Here is a 19,233-nt window from a genome sequence, read left to right on the forward strand (position 1 = left end):
TTCGCGGCGCCAGGCCAGGATCAGCAGGATCACCAGCAGGCCCGCGGCCAGGATTCCCGGCAACAGCGGCTGGCTGGTCGACGAGCGCACGGCATAGGCGCCGCGCTCGCGCAGGCCCAGCCAGCCTGCGCCCGCTGCCGATCCGCGCGCACCGACGCGGCGAATGTCCGGCAGGTTGCTGCCCGCCGCATTGAGGCGGAAGACGCCGCCGCCGGTCTGCCGGGCGAACGGCTGCAGGATCTCGGTGGAGGATTCGAGGTCGGCATATTCCTTCGGATTGGCCGGCCCGTTCAGGGCCACCGCTTCCAGCCCGCCGGCCGCCGCGCGGTAGAGGCCCAGCTGGTCGATCGCCGCCACGGCCTCGAACTGGCCGGGGCCTGTCTGGGTCCAGAGCGGTTCGATGATGCGCCCCTCCGGCGTTTCCAGCTCCAGCGGCGGGGCAGTGTCGAGCAGGGTGCGCAGCGAAATCTTGGCGGTGTCGCCCTCGGCGACGAGGCTCAGGCGGCGCTCTTCCAGCTCCGGCTCCTTCATCATCCAGTGGACCACCCGGCGGATCAGTTCCGAGAACGGCCCGCCACCATCATGGCCGCGTGCCCACAGCCAGATCTGGTCCGACATCAGCATCCCCACCCGGCCCTTGTCCACCCGGTCCACGATCAGCAGGGGCTTGTCGTCCGGCCCGCTCATCAGCACATCGCCAGCCTGGGCCGTCGCCTCGATAGAACGCATCCAGCCGCCCCATTGCTGGCCGTCCAGCGGCGCCGTCACGGCGTGGCGCTTGCCGGCTTCGGTCAGCTTCGGGATGAACTCGCCGGTCCGGATCGTGCCGGTCGGTGAGGCGGGCAGGACAGCGGCCAGCGGAGAGCGGGCAAGGCTGCCCGGCCCCGCGAACGGTTCGCCCGCCGCAATCAGCAGCGCCCCGCCATCGGTGACATAGCGCGCCATGTTGGCGAGGTAGGACTGGGTAATCACGCCGCGCCGCTCGTACTGGTCGAAGATGATGAGGTCGAATTCCTTCAGCTTGTCGACGAACAATTCCTCGGTCGGGAACGCGATCAGCGCCAGTTCCTCGGTTGGCGTGTAATCGGTCTTGTAGGGCGGCCGCAGGATCGTGAAGTGGACAAGGTCCACCGACGGGTCGGACTTCAAGAGGTCGCGCCACACCCGGCCGGCCTGGTTCGGCTTGCCGGTCACCAGCAGCACGCGCAGGCGGTCGCGCACCCCGGCCAGCGTCGCAGCGGTGCGGTTATTCGCCAAGGTCAGTTCCTCGCGTCCGGGCGGCGCCTCGATGACGATGACATTGTCGCCGCGCCGCTCGATCTCGACCGGCAGTTTCGTGTCCTCGCCCGCATTCACGCGCACCCGCTCGGGCGTGCCGCCATTCAGCGAGACGCTGAGTTCAATCTCGCCGCCAGCCGGGTCATCCACGCGCACGACCAGGCTCGCGGTCTCGCCGACAATCCCGAAATTCGGCGCATCCACGATCTGCACCCGCCGGTCGCCGCGATCGGGATCGCCAACCACCAGCCCGTGCACCGGGCCGATCGCGCTGCCTTTTGCTGCCTCGTCCGGCAGGTCATGAACCTGGCCGTCAGTGACGAAGATGGCACCGGCAATCCGGTCGCGCGGGACATCGGCCATCAGGCCTTCCAGCGCGCCGTAAAGGTGGGTGCCGTCATCATGCGGATCGGATTCCAGTACACGCACTTCAAGCGAACTGTCGGCCTCCAGTTGCTGGCGCAGGGCCGCGAAGGCATTTGCTGCGGCCTCGGCCCGGTCGCCGAACTGCATGCTTTCCGACCGGTCGAGAATGATCGCCGCGACCGAGGGGAGGGGCTCGCGCTCCTCTTCCACGAGTGAGGGGTTCGACAAGGCTGCCGCGAGCAGGGTGAGGCCCAGGCCGCGGGTCAGCGCCGCCTTGCCGCGCAGGAAGACATAGGCAATCCATGCCGCCGCCGCGATGGCGATCACGGCCCAAAGCAGTGGCCATCCGAGGAAGGGGTCGAAGGCAATACGGGTGGCGTCAATCATTATGGTCCACTCTCCGGCAACCGGTCCGGCAGGCGGGGATCGGGTGCCTCGTCATCGCCATTGCCAAGGCGTTCCAGCAGGGCCGGCAGGTGGACCTGGTCGTCCTTGTAGCTGCCGGTCAGGACGTACATCACGAGGTTGACGCCGAACCGCCGGGCCATTTCGCGTTGCTGTGGCCCGCCATCGACGGAATAGAGATCGCGTCCACGCGGGTCCACCGCCCAGGCCGAAATCCAGTCTGCGTCACCGATGAACAGGCGCGAGACGCCATCGCCGCGCGCAGCGCCGGGCGCGCCGGTCTTCTCGATCCAGAGGCGGCGATTGGCATAGCGCCCTGGAAAATCGTCAAGCAGGTAGAAGCTGCGGGCGATCACGTGATTGGCCGGCACAGGCTGCAGCGGTGGCGCATCGAGGCCTTCCAGCAGTGTTTCCAGTGGAGCGACATCCGTATCAGTGCCGATCGTGCCGCCGGCCCGCGTGTCGATCACCAGTGCGCCGCCAGATCGCAGGTAGGCATTGAGGCGGGCGATTGCCGTCTCCGAAAGGGGGGCGGCGCTTTCCGACACACTGAAATAGATCAGCGGGTAGAGTTCGAGCGCATCGGTTTCCAGGTTGAGCGCATCCGGTTCGGCCGGCTCCACCGAGGTCCGCATGCTGAGCACGGCCGACAGGCCTTCGAGGCCGGCGCGCGTGCGGGCATTGAGAGAGGCGTCGCTTGTCTCGACATAGCCGAACCGCATGTCCAGCGCCGCCGCGATTTCCTTCGCCGTCGCCCGGCCCGATTTCGGCAGCGGCACGACCTGCGCCATTGTCGAGACGCGCCGGTAGGTCCCGTCCGGCTGCATCTCGTAGCGATAGGCCTGCGCTTCCGACACAGGGGCGAGGCCGAAGGCGAGGAAGCCGAGCGCCATCAACGCGACAGCGGCCTTCGGCGCGCGGCCGATGCGCGGCAGGTATCCAGCTACCATCAGCGCGATGAAGAGATCGATCGCAAGTAGGACTGCGGCGAGTGTCAGGAGCGGCCCGGCGAGGCGCAGCGAGCGGGCTTCGGCGTCGCCCAGCAGGCGGGCAGATGGCGGCCAGGCTTCGATCAAAGCAGGCTTCGTGCCGGCGCCGACATTCAGCGCACGCGTGCCGCCCGGGCCCTGGTAGAGGCCCGGAGGGTGGGCCTCGGAAGGTTTGACCGTGCCGAAATCAACCGCCTTCAGCGGCGCGGCATTCGGTCCGGCGGCCTGCAACCGGCCATAGCCGTCAAGCACCAGCTGGGGGGTGTAGGCGCCTTCGGAATCATTAATGGTTTCGCCGCGGCCTGCCGCGATCGACCGGCGCAGCATCTGCTCGAAGGTTCCGGAATAGGGCAGGTCCGACCAGTCGGGTCCGGCCGTGATGTGGAACAGGATCAGCGTGCCGCTGCCGCGCGCGTCTGCCGTCACCAGCGGGCTGCCGTCGGCAAGGCGGGCCCAGGTCTTGCGGGCAAGGTCCGGCGCAGGCTTGGCGAGAACCTGCTGGCGGATGCGGACATCGGCCGGCACAGCGAGGCCATCAAAGGGCGAGGTCGCCGGGAAGGGCGCCATCGCCTGCGGTTCGTCCCAGGCGAGCGCGCCGCCAAGGGCACGCGAGGCCCGGCGCAGGGCCACCGGCAGCAGGTCGTCGCCCTGCGCGGCAAGGTGGGGGCCGGCAAAGCGGATCAGCGCGCCGCCATCTTCCACCCACGCGGTGAGGAGTGCGGCGTCTTCCGGCTGTATCTGGCCGACATCCGTCAGTACGATGGCATCGGGCGCCGTGCTGACCAAGGCTTCGATGTTGCCTTCCGTGATCGTGGCGAACGGTTCCAGCGCCTTGCGGACATAATGCATGTCGGAGAGCAGTGGCTGGGCGACGGCGCCTGCATCGACCAGGCCGACCCGGCGCGACCGGTCAGTGGAATCCCAGAGCCAGACCGTGCCGGCGCCCTGGCGGCCGGTTGCTGTAAACCGCGCGATGCGTGCCAACGCGGCCGATGGAATGTCGAATTGCGCGGTCCCCTCGCGGGCGCCGTCGGCGAACACGACTTCAGAGGTTGCCAGCGCTGATCCGTCCAGCGTCATCGCCGAGACAAAGCTGCGTTCCTCGCCGCGCGACTGGACGCGGCGCAACGTCACTGAAACAGAATCCGTTTCGGAGGAAATCCCGGTGATTGCGGCCGGTCCACCCGGCGGCGCAGCATAGACCGACAGTGGCGCCATCGCTGCCAGTGCCGTGGCAAGGGCGCGCCCGCCTTCATCCTCGATGCCGTCGCTTGCCCAGAAGATGCGCGCAGGCCGCAGGCCGGAGTCTTTGAGGCGCGCGAGCGCATCGGTGCGGTTCGTGTTCCACGCTTGCGGCCGCAGCGACGTCAGGCGCTTGGCCATGTCGGCGCGCGACAGGCGCTGTGCCGGGTCGGCGTTCAATTGTTGTGGTGCGGTTAGAAGCAGGTGCGTCGGAGCATCGCGTCCGCCCGTGTCGAGCGTGGCGGTGGCCGCATCGATCAGTTCGCTCCAGCGCGGCGCCGAGGCCCAGCCATTGTCGACCACGATCAGCAGCGCGCCGCCGGCGTCTGGTGTCTGGTTCGACGCGCCCGGTGCATAGACCGGCTGGGACAGGCCGATAATCGCTGCGGCTGCCGCCAGGGTGCGGATCAGCCAGACCCACCAGGGCGTGCGGGCAGGTGTTTCTTCCTTCGGTTCGACGCCTTCCAGCAGGCGCAGGGAGGGCAGTTCGATATCCTTCGGCGCAGGCGGCGTCGCTCGCAGCACCCACCAGATGATCGGCAGTGTCAGCAAGGCCAGCAGCGCGAGCGGCGCACCGAACAGGAAGGGACCGAGCGCGGTCATCCGCGTGCCCCGAAACTCTCAAGCGCCAGTTTCAGCCGCGCCGCGCCATGCAGGCTGGGCGTGCCGGTCGTGTGCGCGACGAAGCGCCAGCCGATCTGCGTGGCGAGCGCCAGCAGTGCTTCGCGGTGCTCGGCAAAGCGACGTTGATAAGCGTCGCGCATGGTCTCGGCGCGGCCGAGAATGCGGTCGACATTCGCGCCGGGGCGCCGCAGCTTGACCCGGCCATGGAACGGAAAGTCGAGTTCGATCGGCGCGGCGACCGCCAGCAGGACGCCCTCCGGGCACTTGGCAGCGAGCGGCTTGAGGCGCAGCTGCCATTCGGGGATCGGATCATAGAAGTCGGACGCGATGACCAGGGTTGCCGGTGTGCGCGGTGGCGGCGGGAAAGGGCGGCCTGCGCCATTGCTGATGTCCTCGGCGAGGCGGTCGACGGCACGCTTGCCGAAGCTCGGGCTGCGCCCGGCGCCGAGCGCGCCAATGCGTTCGCCATCCTTCGACATCATCAGGCCAAGGGCCAGCATCAGGAGGCGCGCCTCGTCTGCCTTGGTGCGCAGGTCGCCGTCGCCCTTCCAGTTGAATCCTGGATGTGGGTCGCACCAGAACAGCACCGTGCGGGCGGTTTCCAGTTCAGTTTCGCGCACGAACAGCTCATTGCCCTTGGCCGAGCGGCGCCAGTCGACGCGGTCGGCGGCGTCTTCCTGCGCATAGCGCCGGTATTGCCAGAACTGCTCGCCCGTGCCCGCACGGCGGCGCCCGGCGCTGCCAATATGGGCGGCTTCAGAGGCCTCGGCCTTGAAGTTCAGGTTCGGCAGCTGGCGGGCCAGCGCCTCAGCTTCAGCACGAAGGTCGGAGGCAGGAGTCATTCCGGAACGATCAAGCCACCTTCCGCGCGAGCTCGTTGATCAGGTCGGCGAGGCCTGGGGCTTCACCGGTCGGATCGTAGCGCATGGCCATGCGGTGGCCGAGGGCGGGTTCGGCAAGGGCTTCGACATCTTCAATGGATGGCGCGAGGCGTCCGCGCAGCAGGGCGCGCGACCGGGCGGCCAGCATCAGGGCCTGACCGGCGCGGGGGCTGGGGCCCCAGTCGACAAGGCGCTGGACGCGGGCGTCCGATGTCTGCTCGGGCCGGGCTTCGCGGATCAGGCTGAGGATTGCCGCGACGATCTTCTCGCCGACGGGCATGCGGCGCACCAGCGCCTGGATCGCCATCAGGCGCTGCGCGTCGAGGGCGGGGCGGACGGCGTCCTCGTCGCCACCTGTCGTCTCGATCAGGATGCGGCGCTCGGTGTCGAGGTCGGGATAGTTGACGTCGACTTTCAGGAGGAAGCGGTCGAGCTGGGCCTCGGGCAGGGGATAGGTGCCTTCCTGCTCGATCGGGTTCTGGGTGGCCAACACGTGGAAGGGGGCAGGCAGGTCGTGGCGCACGCCGGCGACGGTGACATGGCGCTCCTGCATGGCCTGCAGCAGGGCGGACTGGGTGCGCGGGCTGGCGCGGTTGATCTCGTCGGCCATCAGGAGCTGGGTGAAGATCGGGCCCTTGAGGAACCGGAAGGTGCGCTGGCCGGTGGCACTTTCGTCCAGCACTTCAGACCCCAGGATGTCGGATGGCATCAGGTCGGGCGTGAACTGGATGCGCTGGTTGCTCAGGCCGAGCGCCGTGCCCATTGCCTCGACGAGGCGGGTCTTGGCGAGGCCCGGCGCGCCGATCAGGAGGGCGTGCCCGCCGGCGAGCACCGCCGCCAGCGCCAGTTCCACCACGCGTTCCTGCCCGAAGACGGCCTTGCCGATTTCAGCCTTGACCTGACGCAGGGTCTCGGTGGCAGCTTCAGCCTCGGCAACGATGTCATTCGTATCTACTGCAGTATCGGCCATATAAAAGGCGCCTCCGGCTTCATAATCTGGCAAACAAACCTATGTCTAAGGCCTCATCATGGCGGAGTGAGACGTGAAATCCAGTCCCGGCAACACATTGAGCCTTGAGGAGACGCTTAAGGCTATCTTGCCGGATGGCAAGCTGTCGGGAAAATTGCCACCCGTTGAATCATGGAATCCCGAGCATTGCGGCGACATCGACATGGCGATTCGCGCCGATGGCAGCTGGTGGCATGAAGGCGGCCGGATGAATCGCGAACGCATGGTCAAGATGTTCTCCCGCATCCTGCGCAAGGACGAGGACGGCGAAACCTATCTCGTCACGCCGCATGAAAAGGTCGTGGTCCGGGTCGAGGATGCGCCTTTCATTGCCGTGCGGGTCGATCGGGCGGGCGAGCCGGGGCCAGACCAGGCGCTCGCCTTCCTCACCAATGTCGGGGATGTGGCGGTCGCCGGGGCGGACCTGCCGCTGCGCATCGAGACGGATGCCGAAACGGGAGAGCCGTCACCTTATGTCCGTGTGCGCGGACGGCTGGAGGCGAAACTCGCCCGGCCTGTCTTCTATGAACTTGCCGCGATGGCAGTGCCGCATCCCGATGGCTCGCCGACGCTTGGCGTCTGGAGCCAGGGCACGTTCTTTCCCATCGGTTCGGCGGCCTGACCCTCATGGCGTACGCAGGTCTCGATGATTTCCTGAAACGGGCGGCTGCGCGGCTCGACCCGCCGGCGGGCGCGATGCACCTCGAGGAAGACGGCGACATGGACTTCCTGACGCCGGAGGAGGTGGCGATCATCCGCCCCGCCGCTGTGCTGATCGGTGTCCTGCCGCGCAAGGAGGGGCCCACGGCCCTGCTTACCGTGCGGCCGATGACCATGGCCTCCCATCCCGGGCAGGTCGCCTTTCCGGGCGGCAAGGTTGATCCGATTGATGTCGACGAAGTGGCTGCGGCCCTGCGCGAGGCGGAAGAAGAAGTCGGCGTGCCGACTGCAGATGTGGATGTCATCGGCAAGGCTGCACCCTATGTCACCGGCACGCGCTTCCGGATCACGCCGGTGGTCGGCCTGCTGCCGGCAGATTTTATCGCCGTGCCGGACCCGACCGAAGTTGCCGACGTGTTCGAGACGCCACTTGAGTTCCTCATGAACACCACCAATCACCAGATGGGCCACGCCTTCTACAAGGGGCGCGAGCGCCAGTATTACGAGATGCCGCACAATGGGTATCGCATCTGGGGCGTCACCGCTGGCATCATCCGGCGGCTTTACCAGACGCTCTACGAGGGCTGAACGTCCCTGCAGCGCGATTAGGGGTTTGGTTTGCGCGGCGGGGAGGTTAACTAGAGCAGTGTAACAAGCAGACGGGACATTCCATTGGCAGGACGGCTTCTCTTTGAATTCTTTGTCTTTTCGATTCCGTTCGTCCTGTTCGGGATCTACCTGCTTGCAACCGCAAGCGCCGAGGAGGAAGGCCGCCGCAAATGGCCGATCCAGATCCTGTTCCTGTGCGGGCTGGGGCTGGCAACGGCCGCCTGGCTGGTGCTCATCCTGATGGAGAAGAAGGAACGCGACGTCTGCCATGAGCCGGCCCGGTTCGAGAACGGGAAGATCATCCCCGCACGCGACTATCCGTGCGAGCAGAACGTCAAGGATGTCGGCGTGCCGCTGAGGCGCGATCCGGGTGTCGTGCCGAAAGGCGTCGAAGGCCCGGTCGACGCCCGCGATCCGTCTGACATCCAGGCGCGGTACCCGGAGACCGAAGCGTCCGGTAGCTCCGATGACCCCGACTGATTCCATTTCGCCGGACTGGCTGTCATTTGCGGGCACGCAGGCCGTGATGGCCGCGCTGGAGGCCGCCCGCCCGGGCGGCTCGCGCTTTGTTGGCGGATGCGTGCGCAATGTCTTCCGCGAATCGACACGGCCTGACGATGATATCGACATTGCCAGCCAGCTGGAGCCGCCTGCGATCATCGCTGCGCTGGAGGCTGCCGGTATCCGGGCCTTGCCGACCGGCATCGACCACGGAACCATCACCGCGCTGTTCGACAGCCGCCCATACGAGATCACGACGCTGCGCCGCGATGTCGAGACAGACGGGCGCCGCGCCGTGGTTGCGTTCACCGAAGACTGGGCCGAAGACGCGGCCCGGCGCGACTTCCGCCTGAACGCGCTCTATGCCGATGCCGACGGGACTGTCTTCGAGCCGATTGCCGGCGCCCTGGACGATGCGAAGGCCGGCCGGGTCATTTTCATCGGCGACGCTGACCAGCGCCTGCGCGAGGACTATCTCAGGATTCTCCGATTCTTCCGGTTCAATGCCTGGTATGGCGAGGCGCTGGATGCCGATGGACTGGCAGCCTGTGCCCGGCAGCGCCAGGGCCTGCAGAAGATCGCGGCCGAGCGGATCTGGAAGGAACTGAAGAAACTGCTCGGCGCGCCAGACCCGGCGGCGGCCATGCTGGCCATGGAGGAAAGTGGCGTTCTGGCAGAAATCCTGCCGGGGGCTGACGCCGGCGGGCTGGCGGCGCTGCGCGAGGCAGAACGCGAGGCCGGCACCGCGCCGGATCCGATGCAGCGCGTCATGGCCCTGATGCCTCGCCGCAGCCGCGATGTCGATGCGCTGGCGCAGCGTCTGAGACTGTCGAACGAGGAGCACCGGCGCCTCGCCGCATGGGCGAGCGCCGGGATGTCGCACGTGATGGGCCTGGCTGACTGCGACCTGCACGCGGCGATCTACCAGTTCGGGCGCGAAGCCATGCTTGATCGTGCGATGCTGGAAGCGGCCCAGTCGGCGGATGCGCCCAAGGTGATCGCCCGCATGAGGACCATCTCCGAATGGCAACGCCCGGACTTTCCGCTCGGCGGCGATGATGCGCTCGCGCTCGGCCTCAGCGGGCCGGATGTCGGGGCGGCCTTGCGGGCGGCCGAGGCGGCCTGGATCGAAAGCGATTTCACGCTCGGGCGTGACGCCCTGTTGGCGGTTCTCACCCGCCGGGATTAGCGCCCCAGATTCCGGCATTGAGATAGGCAAGGAACGCGATCCAGAGGGCGACCGGCACCTGGAGCCAGGCGGCCGGGCGGGAAAACCGCAAAAAATCGCGCCCCATCGCAATCACCAAAATAAAGAGGACCGCCAGCACGCCGAGCGACAGGGCGATATCGCCGACCCCGAAAAACACCAGTGCCCAGCCTGTCAAAACACCCTGCGCCGTGAAGAAAAGGCCGAGCGGACCACTCGCATCGCGGAAGTTTCCGGTGCGATAGGCGACGAGGACGGCGCCGGCGGTCATCAGTAACAGTGTCAACAGGGACAGCGATGCGAACACGCCTGGCGAAGGCACCAGTGGCGGCATTTCGAGACGAGAAAACGAGGCCCGGCTGCGCGTCGTCGCCACTGCGGCAGTGACCCAGCCGGTCAGTCCGACGCTGGCGGCAATGATGAGAAAACTCAACCAGGGCAGGGGGTGCAGACGGACCGGCATGCCAGCCAGTCTACGCTATCAATGCCGCAGCGTCATGACAGTCCTTTGAAAACAGGGAAAGTTTCTGGTGCGGGCGCCGGGCCATGCGGCATGGGTTCGGACTTATTCCCTGTCCAGGATGTCGCCAGGCTTGCAGTCGAGCACGGCGCAGATCTTGTCGAGCGTCTCGAACCGTACGCCCTTCACATGGCCCTGCCGCAGCATGGAAAGATTCTGTTCGGAGATGCCGATCGCGGCGGCGAGGTCCTTGGACTTCATCTTGCGAAGCGCGAGCATGACATCGAGGCGCACGATAATTGCCATCAGATGATCTGCTCGTTCTCTTCGGCGATCGCCACGGCCTGCGTCAGGATCTGGCCGATCACCAGAATCACGGCACCGATCATCAGGAGGGTCACCTGGGACGAACCGACCGACACGCTGATCGCTCTCAGACCTTCGTCATTGTCATATGTCAGGGCGAGCACCATGAGTGTGGGCAGGGCGAGCTGGATGGCCGCAAACAGCACGATCATCAGGCCGAGGGCGCGCACGGCCTTGACCGCGGCGCTTGAGAAGACGGTTCCCTTCTGGAAGACGGAAAAGACCCGGGCGGCACCGAAAATGATCAGCAAGATGCTGAAATAACTGGCCCCGGCCAATCCGTGCAGAACCCCCTTCTTGGTGGCGGTGTAGGTGACGGCTTCGCGAATGTCCGGCTGAAGGTTGTTCCACACCGCGTTAATGATGTTCGTCGACGCATCCCCCGCAACGAAGATGACGGCGATCAACACGGCGACGACCAGGCTGGCCCATTTCAGGATGCGGCAGATGAGCCGAGTCCGGTCCGGCAAAAGGTGGGGCGCGTTCATGCTAAATCCTTTACATGTAGTAATTCATGTTTTACATGAATTTATTGCTGTAAGGAGGGTATGCGCATGTGGCGATGCATTGCAAGGCCAATCGTCGTCCTGGTTGCCGTCCTTGGCGCCGTGGCGTGTACCAGCGTGCCGCTCACCAGCCTACCGAAGCTGGCCGCGATGAGCCCGGAAACAATGGATGCATCGCTGATGGAAGTGGCTGTCCGGGTGCCGGAGGCCTATGGCCTGCCGGACGGAAGCGCCATGCTGACGATTTCGGTGTGGCGGGACGACGGAACGGATGAACGTCATGAGCGGTTTGACCTCGTCGCGGTCGAGGGGGCACCGTCTGCGTTCCTGGAGCGTCAGGAAAAACCCGGCTTCACGATCCACCGGCTGCACATCGACCCGGCCGATGCACCGCGCATGCAGGCTTTCCGTGCCTACGCCCTGGGCCTGAAGGACATGCCCGGCCAAAAGAGCCTGTCACTCAGCGCGACGGCCCGCCCGTGTCTTGCGGCAGGCGCCAATCCGTTCCGGGACCCCCGTGTTGCCATCTATCTGCGTCTGAAACCGGATGAAGACTACTTCACCCTGATCAAGGAACGGAAGGTCTCGCTGCAAACGCCGGACGGAGAGATCCGCTATTGCGCGGCCAATTGAGCGCTCAGGGCCATTTCACCACGGGCGGCATGCTCGACAGGATGCTGGTGACATTGCCGCCGGTCTTGAGGCCAAAGGTCGTTCCCCGGTCATAGAGCAGGTTGAACTCGACATAGCGCCCGCGCTGGATCAGCTGTTCCTCGCGCTCGGCCTCGCTCCAGGCCTGGTTCATGCGCCGGGCGACAATCTCCGGATAGGCGCCTGCGAACTGGCGGCCGACTTCCTGCGTGAAGGCGAAATCGTCCTCCCAGTCGCCCGTATTGAAGCGGTCATAGAAAATGCCGCCTGTGCCGCGCGGTTCGTTGCGGTGGGGCAGATGGAAATATGTGTCGCAATGATCGCGCATTTCCGTGAAGTCCGCGCCGGCATAAGAATCACATGCCGCCTTCATTGCGGCATGGAAATCCACAGAATCTTCAAACGCCGGGTCACGCTGGTAGGCGAGCAGGGGATTGAGGTCTCCGCCGCCGCCGAACCAGCTGTCGCTGGTTACCAGCATGCGCGTGTTCATGTGCGCAGAGGGCACATGCGGATTGCGCGGGTGCGCGATCAGGCTGATGCCGCTCGCCCAGAATCGGCCATCCGATTTGTCGGCGCCGGGGATCTGTGCGGCGAAAGCCTCCGAAAAAGTCCCGTGGACAAGGGAAAAGTGGACGCCAACCTTCTCGAACACCCTGCCGCGCATCAGGCCCATCCGGCCGCCGCCAAGGTCCTCTGTGCCATCGCCGCGCGTCCATTCCGTCAGCTCGAATCGGCCCGCAGGCCCGGAATAAAGGGGCGGTCCGGCGGCGTCTTCAAGCGCTTCGAAGCGGGCGCAGATGTCTTCCTGCAGGGCGCGAAACCATGTGCTGGCGCGAATCTTTCGGGTCTCAAGGTCGGTCTTTGTCATGGTGCTTTTGATGCGCTGTCCTGCGGCATGCGACAAGCGCGCTGTTGTCACAGGCGACAAGTCAGGATAACGCGCGTGGCATAAAGTGTTTTACCGGGGTTCCCGTGTCGCCTTGCCGCAATGTGCAAGCGATCGGGCTCTGTGTAATACGGGGCCAAGAATCTGCCTTAAAGGACGGGAACCGCGTGACTGAACAAACTGCACAGCCTCTTGACGAAACCGTCGATGATGACCGCCGCAATTTCATTCACATCGCCACCGGCGCTGTTGCGTTCGGCGGCGTTGCTGCATTTGCGATTGCTGCCATCGACCAGTGGAACCCTGCCGCCGACACGCGCGCGGCGTCGTCGCTGGACGTTGATATATCCAAAGTGCCGCTCGGCAGCGAAATCCGGGTCCTGATCGGCGGCAAGCCGTTCTTCCTCCGCCACCGCACGCCGGCCGAGATCGCCGAAGCCGAGGCAGTGAATGTCGAGAACTTGCGCGACCCCGAGACGGATGACGAGCGTCTGCGCCCGATGCAGGATGGCAAGCTCAACCGCGCCATGCTGATCACGTCCGGCGCCTGTACCCACCTTGGCTGCGTGCCCGTCGGCCCTGCCCAGGGCAATACAGGCGAGTATGGCGGCTGGTATTGCCCCTGCCACGGCTCGGAATACGACACGTCAGGCCGCATCCGCAAAGGCCCCGCCCCGAAAAACCTCCCGATTCCGAACTACGTCTATGTGTCGGATACCGTGGTCAACATTTCCCTCTAAGGAAGGATATCTCTGATGAGTGGACATGAGTCGTCCTATACGCCGACCAACGGCTTCACGAAGTGGCTGGACAAGCGCCTGCCGATCGTCCGGTTTGCCAATGATACGGTCGTCACCTTTCCAACACCGAAGAACCTGAACTACTGGTACACGTTCGGTGGCATCCTGGCTGTCTGCCTTGCCGTCCAGATCCTGACCGGTGTCATTCTGGCCATGCACTATGAGCCGAACGTCAACGGCGCATTCGCGTCGGTCGAGCGCATCATGCGCGATGTGCCGTTCGGCTGGTTGCTCAGGAACATCCACGCCAACGGCGCCTCGATGTTCTTCTTCGCCGTCTATATCCACATGTTCCGCGGCCTCTATTACGGTTCGTACAAGGCCCCGCGCGAGGTTCTCTGGATTCTCGGTTGCGTAATCTTCCTGTTGATGATCGCCACCGCCTTCCTCGGCTACATGCTGCCATGGGGCCAGATGTCCTATCATGGTGCCAACGTGATCACGTCGCTGTTCGGCGCCATTCCGCTGGTCGGTGAAAGCCTGCAGACCTGGATCCTCGGCGGCCCGTCGATCGGCAACCAGACACTGCAGCGGTTCTTCTCCCTGCACTACCTGCTGCCATTCATGATCGCGGCGGTCGTTATCCTGCACATCTGGGCGCTCCACGTGCCGGGCAACAACAACCCGACCGGTGTTGAAGTCCAGGATGTCGAAAAGGACACCGTGCCGTTCCACCCGTACTACACGCTGAAAGACTCGTTCGGGATCGTGCTGTTCCTGATCGTGTTCGCCTATTTCGTGTTCTACGCCCCGAACGCGCTCGGCCATGCCGACCAGTCGATTGAAGCCAACCCGCTCGTGACACCAGCGCACATCGTGCCCGAATGGTACATGCTGCCCTTCTACGCGATCCTGCGTGCGATCACGTTCGACCTCGGCCCGATCCCGGCCAAACTGCTTGGCGTGATCTTCATGTTTGCCGCGATTGCCATCCTGTTCGTGCTGCCCTGGCTCGACACGTCGAAGGTGAAGTCGATGCGCTACCGTCCGGTGGCACGTCAGTTCTTCTTCGGATTTGTGGCGGTCTGCCTGCTGCTTGGCTGGTGCGGTGCCTCGACGCCGTCCAATCCGGTCTTCCCGGCGCTGCAGGGCGAAGATGCCCTCGTGGTCAGCTACACGCAGGACGGTGTCGAAGCGACGAGCACCTACAAGGGCGGTGGCGAAGCCTATGTTGACGCAAAGCGCTTCATGGACGGCCTCCCGGAGGACGCCAGTCCGTCCCTGTCCGCGGTTCCGGCCCCGGCCTTCACGTTCAGCCAGCTGTCGCTGATCCTGACCTTCTGTTATTTCGGATATTTCTTCATCCTCTTCTTCATCGGGCTGACCGAGAAGCCGAAGGAGCTTCCGGAATCGATTCACAAATCCGTGCTCAAGCGCCACAAGGCGACTTCAGCAACCACCGCTCCGGCGGAATAGGGAGCCTCGAGGTAGATCTATGAAAGCGTTCCGCATTCTCGCCGCCGGTCTTGCCGGCCTCAGCTTCGCAGCGATGGCGCATGCCGAGGGTGGCGCCGCCCACCCACACGAGCCTGAAGGCGGCTGGCCGTTTGAAGGTGCGTTCGGGCAGTTCGACTTGCCGTCCGTCCAGCGCGGCTATCAGGTTTACCGTGAAGTCTGCTCGTCGTGCCATTCGATGAAGCTGCTGAGCTACCGCAATCTCGGTGAGCAGGGCGGCCCGTTCTTCGATCCGGAATACCCGAATCCGAACAACAACCCGTACGTCAAGGCACTCGCCGCCGATGTCGAGATCCTGAGCCCGACGCCAAACGAGTTCGGTGACTATGATTTCCGCCCGGCCACCCCGGCCGACCAGTTCAAGTCGCCCTTCGCCAACGAGAACGCAGCCCGCGCCGCGAACAACGGCGCCGCACCGCCAGACCTGTCGGTCATCGTCAAGGCCCGCCATGGCGGTGCCAGCTATATCTACAGCCTTCTGACGGGCTATCCGCATGAAGATGCGATCAGCACGCGTGAAGTGACGCCGGCTGTCGTGACCACGCCGGCCTCCGACAACGGTACGCCGGACGATCCGACCGACGATATCGCTGAAGTCACGACTCCGGCCGTGATCCAGACCGTTATCGACGTGTCGAAGGTCCACATTGCTGGCCACGACGCAGCCGAAGGTGAGCATGGCGAAGCCGGACTGCTGATCCAGCCCGCCGGCCAGTACTACAACCCGTTCATGGCCGGTGACACGACGCCGCAATATGAAGGCGACCCACGGCACGCGCCGCCCGGTGGTTTCCTCTCGATGGGACCGCAGCTGCTGCCCGACCGCGTGACCTATGCCGATGGCACCGAGGCGACGCCCGAGCAGATGGCGCACGATGTCGCCCAGTTCCTGGCCTGGGCCAGCGAACCGAAGCAGACCAACCGCAAGTCGCTTGGCCTGCCGGTGATGATCTATCTCGGCATCCTGACCATCCTGCTCTGGTTCTCCTACAAGCGCGTGTGGCGCAAGATCGAGCACTAGGCCCGGCCTGCTCTGACATTGAGTTGAATTGACGACCCCGCCCGGACTGGTGTCCAGAGGCGGGGTTTTCGCATTCAGGAGTACAGCATGACCAAATGGACCCTCGGCATTATCGGCGGCTCCGGCCTGTATGAGCTGGACGGCCTTGAGGACCGGCGGGAGGACCGGGTCGTGACCGCCTGGGGCGAGCCGTCCGACACGCTCGTGCGGGGCCGCATCGGCGACGTTGATCTCGTATTCCTGCCGCGCCACGGCAAGGGTCACCGCCTGACGCCGTCAGCCGTGCCTTACCGGGCTAATATCGCCGCCCTGAAAGCGGCCGGTGTCACGGACGTGCTCTCGATCTCGGCCTGCGGCAGCCTCAAGGAAGACTATGTCCCCGGCCACTTTGTTGCGGTCGACCAGTTCATCGACCGCACGGTTGCGCGCGAGTCGACCTATTTCGGGCCGGGCATGGTGGCCCATGTGTCGATGGCAAGGCCGGTCTGTTCGCGCCTGTCGGCCTTTGCTGCGCAGGCGGCCGAATCGGCCGGGGCCACGCTGCACCGCGGCGGCACCTACCTGGCCATGGAGGGCCCGCAATTCTCGTCGCTGGCCGAATCCCGGCTGTATCGCCAGTGGGGCTGTGACGTGATCGGCATGACCGCGATGCCGGAAGCCAAGCTCGCGCGCGAGGCGGAATTGCCTTACGCCACCCTCGCCATGGTGACCGACTATGATTGCTGGCGCAGTGACACCGAAGCCGTCAGCGTCACCAATGTGCTTGAAATCATGGGGCGTAACAGCGCGATTGCCCGCACAGCCATCGTCAACCTTGCTCGCACACTGGACGGTACGGAGCGTACACCATCGCCTGACGGGATCGAGACGTGCCTTGATTTCGCGCTGATCACGGCGCCGGACGCGCGCGACCCGGTCCTGCTTGAGAAGCTGCAGGTGATTGCAGGCCGGGCCCTTGGCGGCTAAGGTTCGGTTTCAATTGACCGCTGGCAGCCTTGGGAGGCCGGGCTCGGCGATTGAAGGGGACCTCAGAATGAGCGAATCGGACTTCTACAGTTTCTTCACGGGCGGGCTGGGCCTGTTGATCGCGGCAGCATTGCTGATCGCCTGGCAGATCTGGCGCATGCGCGATGACGAGCGGGAAGGGGCGATCTCCGCCCTGGAAGGGGTCAGCCATGAATTGCGCATCAACCTGCAGCGCATGGTGACCGAAATCGCCCAGATCGCGGCCAATCATGAAGCCGGTCCGGATGCGCTCCTGCCGATTCGCCACCCCCAGCTTGATGGCGTGAATTCCGCCATGATCCGCGCCAATCGCAACGCGATTGCGGTGCTCGGCGCGACATACCAGGAACTCGAAGCGCGCAAGATGAGCCTGCGGGCCGTACTGGCCCAGGGCCGTGACCCGGCGAATGCGCTGGATGACGCGATGGATGCCACCATCAACGGCATCGCCACGCTGTATATGTGGGAAGTGCACGATGGCGCGCGCCCGTCCGATGCCGGCACCGTTCGCAGCTGGCATGTGCGGGACTGGATGAAAATGCACGGTTTCCGCCAGGATGCGCTGCCCGGCATGTACCTGCGTGACGAGGTTGTCGAACGCCTGCGCAGCTACGGTCTGCACCTGACGCCGCAACCGCTGACCCATACCGCGCATGAATATTACAACATGCAATACGATCGCCACGCCGACATTCGCGGGCCGCTCGGGCGCCGCAAGCCGGACAAGGTCGTTGCCGAAATTGTCGACGACGAGGCAGACGATGATGAGGTTGCCGCCGCCGCAGACGAAACGAATGGCACGGAAGCCGAATTTCACTAGGCCGCGCCTGCCTGCCGTTTGGAGTGCCTGTCCATGAAGTCCCTTGCCGCTGCCATCCTTCTCGCCGCGTCACTCGCCGCCTGTGCGAGCCCTGCGCCCGCCACTGCGCCGCCTGTTCCTGCCACCGCGGCAGCGGATGCCGAAATCGCCGCCATCACGGCGGTGCTCGACGCGCAGGATGCGGCGTGGAACCGCGGCGATATCGATGCTTTCATGGCGGGTTACTGGCATTCGCCGGACCTGCGGTTTGCCTCCGGTGGCACGGTCACCCGGGGTTGGGAAGGCACCAACCAGCGCTATCACACCCGTTACGCCACGCCGGAACTGATGGGCCGGCTCGATACGTCCGACTACGAAATTGTCCTCCTCGCGCCGGATGCAGCGATCGCGCACGGTGCGTGGCGCCTTGACCGCGCCGGCGACACGCCGTCCGGCCTTTACACGCTGGTCATGCGCAAGATTGAGGGTGCGTGGCTGATCGTGTCCGATACGACAACATCGGCCGACTGATCGCGCCGCCTGTCCAATTGTGCAATTGGCACATGGCGGCAATGCGGGCAAAACCTATCCCCTGAAGACGCAATAACCGCAAGGAGGCTGGGGAATGGCACGCGCGACACTGGACCATACGACAAGCAATTCGCGGCTGGAGCTGGAAATCGAGCGTCCGTGGTTTCGCCACCTGATCACTGTCCTGATCATCGTCAACGCCGTCGTGCTTGGCATACTGACCTATCGTCAGGACCTGCCGCGCAGCCTGGTGGCGGGGCTGGAAATCTTCGACCACGCGGTCACATGGATATTCGCGCTGGAAATCCTGTTGAAGCTGTCGGTGTACCGCCTGCAATTCTTCCGGCGCGGCTGGAACTGGTTCGACTTCGTGGTCGTCGGCGTGGCGCTGGCGCCGGGTGGAAGTGCGTTCAGTGTGCTGCGGGCGATGCGCGTGCTGAGGGTACTGCGCCTGCTGCACGTCGTGCCAATGATGCGGCGGATCACCGAAGCGCTGATGAAGGCACTGCCGGGCATGGGCGCAATCTTTGCCGTCCTTGCGCTGGTGACCTATGTCGGTGCCGTCATGGCGACCAACATGTTCGGGAACACGAACGACCCGGATGTCGTGCTCCTGTTCGGCGACCTGCCGAGGTCTGCCTATTCCCTGTTCCAGGTGATGACCATGGATGGCTGGCGGTTCGAAGTCGTGCAGAAAGTGATCGATGACGGACATCCCTTTGCCTGGATATTCTTCATCATCTTCATCTTCATCGCGAGCTTCGCCATCCTCAACCTGTTCATCGCCCTCGTGGTGGATGCACTGGCGAGCGAGCAGAAGGCCCTGCTTGAAGACGAGCTGGAAGATATCGAGGAAGAAATCAGTGAAGAATTCGACGAGGCCGAGGGCCAGCGGGGCGATATCCTCGCGATGCTGACCTCAATGCGCGAGGAGATTGCGGAGTTGAAACAGCTGGTTGCAGCCGAAAATAGCTGAGAC

Annotated in this window: 20 protein-coding genes; 12 read left to right on the forward strand and 8 right to left on the reverse strand. The window is 64.8% G+C overall.

The window, feature by feature from the left end; all coding sequences use genetic code 11:
- The 4 genes from HJO_RS12210 to HJO_RS12225 form a co-directional block, all read right to left on the reverse strand.
- On the reverse strand, nt 1-2,031 hold a 2,031-nt coding region (locus HJO_RS12210), incomplete at its 3' end, for a hypothetical protein (protein WP_035617265.1).
- Entirely contained in the window at nt 2,031-4,883 is a 2,853-nt protein-coding gene (locus HJO_RS12215; RefSeq protein ID WP_035617266.1) for a DUF4159 domain-containing protein, read from the reverse strand. The genes HJO_RS12215 and HJO_RS12210, both read right to left, overlap by 1 nt.
- Nucleotides 4,880-5,746 (reverse strand): DUF58 domain-containing protein, encoded by an 867-nt coding sequence (locus HJO_RS12220; protein WP_035617267.1) that lies wholly within the window; start codon nt 5,744-5,746, stop codon nt 4,880-4,882. Before HJO_RS12220 ends, HJO_RS12215 begins: the two co-directional genes overlap by 4 nt.
- A gap of 10 nt (nt 5,747-5,756) precedes the next feature.
- Nucleotides 5,757-6,755: an AAA family ATPase gene (locus HJO_RS12225; RefSeq protein WP_035617270.1), complete on the reverse strand. Its 999-nt coding sequence runs from the start codon at nt 6,753-6,755 to the stop codon at nt 5,757-5,759.
- 73 nt (nt 6,756-6,828) lie between these two features.
- On the opposite strand from HJO_RS12225, the gene HJO_RS12230 reads away from it, so the two are divergent.
- The 4 genes from HJO_RS12230 (at nt 6,829) to HJO_RS12245 (ending at nt 9,753) form a co-directional block, all read left to right on the forward strand.
- Nucleotides 6,829-7,416, forward strand: coding sequence for a DUF1285 domain-containing protein (locus tag HJO_RS12230; RefSeq protein ID WP_035617276.1), 588 nt, complete (start codon nt 6,829-6,831; stop codon nt 7,414-7,416).
- A gap of 5 nt (nt 7,417-7,421) precedes the next feature.
- Nucleotides 7,422-8,042: a CoA pyrophosphatase gene (locus HJO_RS12235; protein ID WP_051618555.1), complete on the forward strand. Its 621-nt coding sequence runs from the start codon at nt 7,422-7,424 to the stop codon at nt 8,040-8,042.
- Between the two features lie 84 nt (nt 8,043-8,126).
- Nucleotides 8,127-8,543: a DUF6111 family protein gene (locus HJO_RS12240; protein ID WP_035617278.1), complete on the forward strand. Its 417-nt coding sequence runs from the start codon at nt 8,127-8,129 to the stop codon at nt 8,541-8,543.
- A complete protein-coding gene (locus HJO_RS12245) occupies nt 8,530-9,753 on the forward strand; it encodes a CCA tRNA nucleotidyltransferase (RefSeq protein ID WP_035617279.1) in 1,224 nt (407 codons plus the stop codon). Before HJO_RS12240 ends, HJO_RS12245 begins: the two co-directional genes overlap by 14 nt.
- Here the strand turns inward: HJO_RS12245 and HJO_RS17810 are convergent.
- From HJO_RS17810 to HJO_RS12260, 3 genes are all read right to left on the reverse strand, one after another.
- Nucleotides 9,737-10,234, reverse strand: a complete 498-nt coding sequence (locus HJO_RS17810; protein WP_051618556.1) for a TspO/MBR family protein — start codon at nt 10,232-10,234, stop codon at nt 9,737-9,739. The genes HJO_RS12245 and HJO_RS17810 overlap by 17 nt on opposite strands.
- 102 nt (nt 10,235-10,336) lie before the next feature.
- Entirely contained in the window at nt 10,337-10,537 is a 201-nt protein-coding gene (locus tag HJO_RS12255; RefSeq protein ID WP_035617281.1) for a helix-turn-helix domain-containing protein, read from the reverse strand.
- Complete coding sequence (locus HJO_RS12260) at nt 10,537-11,085, reverse strand: DUF2975 domain-containing protein (protein ID WP_035617283.1); 549 nt, start codon at nt 11,083-11,085, stop codon at nt 10,537-10,539. Before HJO_RS12260 ends, HJO_RS12255 begins: the two co-directional genes overlap by 1 nt.
- A gap of 66 nt (nt 11,086-11,151) precedes the next feature.
- Here HJO_RS12260 and HJO_RS12265 point away from each other — a divergent pair, with 66 nt between their 5' ends.
- Entirely contained in the window at nt 11,152-11,736 is a 585-nt protein-coding gene (locus HJO_RS12265; RefSeq protein WP_156945624.1) for a hypothetical protein, read from the forward strand.
- A gap of 4 nt (nt 11,737-11,740) precedes the next feature.
- On the opposite strand, the gene hemF is transcribed toward HJO_RS12265, so the two are convergent.
- Nucleotides 11,741-12,625, reverse strand: a complete 885-nt coding sequence (gene hemF, locus HJO_RS12270) for an oxygen-dependent coproporphyrinogen oxidase (RefSeq protein WP_035617694.1) — start codon at nt 12,623-12,625, stop codon at nt 11,741-11,743.
- Nucleotides 12,626-12,810: 185 nt separating this feature from the next.
- Here hemF and petA point away from each other — a divergent pair, with 185 nt between their 5' ends.
- The 7 genes from petA (at nt 12,811) to HJO_RS12305 (ending at nt 19,230) form a co-directional block, all read left to right on the forward strand.
- Nucleotides 12,811-13,383 (forward strand): ubiquinol-cytochrome c reductase iron-sulfur subunit, encoded by a 573-nt coding sequence (gene petA / locus HJO_RS12275; RefSeq protein ID WP_035617287.1) that lies wholly within the window; start codon nt 12,811-12,813, stop codon nt 13,381-13,383.
- A 15-nt stretch (nt 13,384-13,398) separates the two neighbouring features.
- Nucleotides 13,399-14,859: a cytochrome b gene (locus HJO_RS12280; protein WP_035617289.1), complete on the forward strand. Its 1,461-nt coding sequence runs from the start codon at nt 13,399-13,401 to the stop codon at nt 14,857-14,859.
- A 19-nt stretch (nt 14,860-14,878) separates the two neighbouring features.
- Complete coding sequence (locus tag HJO_RS12285; RefSeq protein WP_035617295.1) at nt 14,879-15,919, forward strand: cytochrome c1; 1,041 nt, start codon at nt 14,879-14,881, stop codon at nt 15,917-15,919.
- Between the two features lie 87 nt (nt 15,920-16,006).
- A complete protein-coding gene (locus tag HJO_RS12290) occupies nt 16,007-16,885 on the forward strand; it encodes an S-methyl-5'-thioadenosine phosphorylase (RefSeq protein WP_035617297.1) in 879 nt (292 codons plus the stop codon).
- Between the two features lie 67 nt (nt 16,886-16,952).
- Nucleotides 16,953-17,744 (forward strand): hypothetical protein, encoded by a 792-nt coding sequence (locus tag HJO_RS12295; protein WP_035617300.1) that lies wholly within the window; start codon nt 16,953-16,955, stop codon nt 17,742-17,744.
- 33 nt (nt 17,745-17,777) lie between these two features.
- Nucleotides 17,778-18,254 carry a YybH family protein gene (locus tag HJO_RS12300; protein ID WP_035617696.1) on the forward strand — a complete coding sequence of 159 codons (477 nt, stop codon included), beginning with the start codon at nt 17,778-17,780 and terminating at the stop codon, nt 18,252-18,254.
- 94 nt (nt 18,255-18,348) lie between these two features.
- A complete protein-coding gene (locus HJO_RS12305) occupies nt 18,349-19,230 on the forward strand; it encodes an ion transporter (protein ID WP_035617303.1) in 882 nt (293 codons plus the stop codon).
- Nucleotides 19,231-19,233: the final 3 nt, after the last annotated feature.

The sequence above is a fragment of the Hyphomonas johnsonii MHS-2 genome, from assembly GCF_000685275.1.
Lineage (GTDB): Bacteria > Pseudomonadota > Alphaproteobacteria > Caulobacterales > Hyphomonadaceae > Hyphomonas > Hyphomonas johnsonii.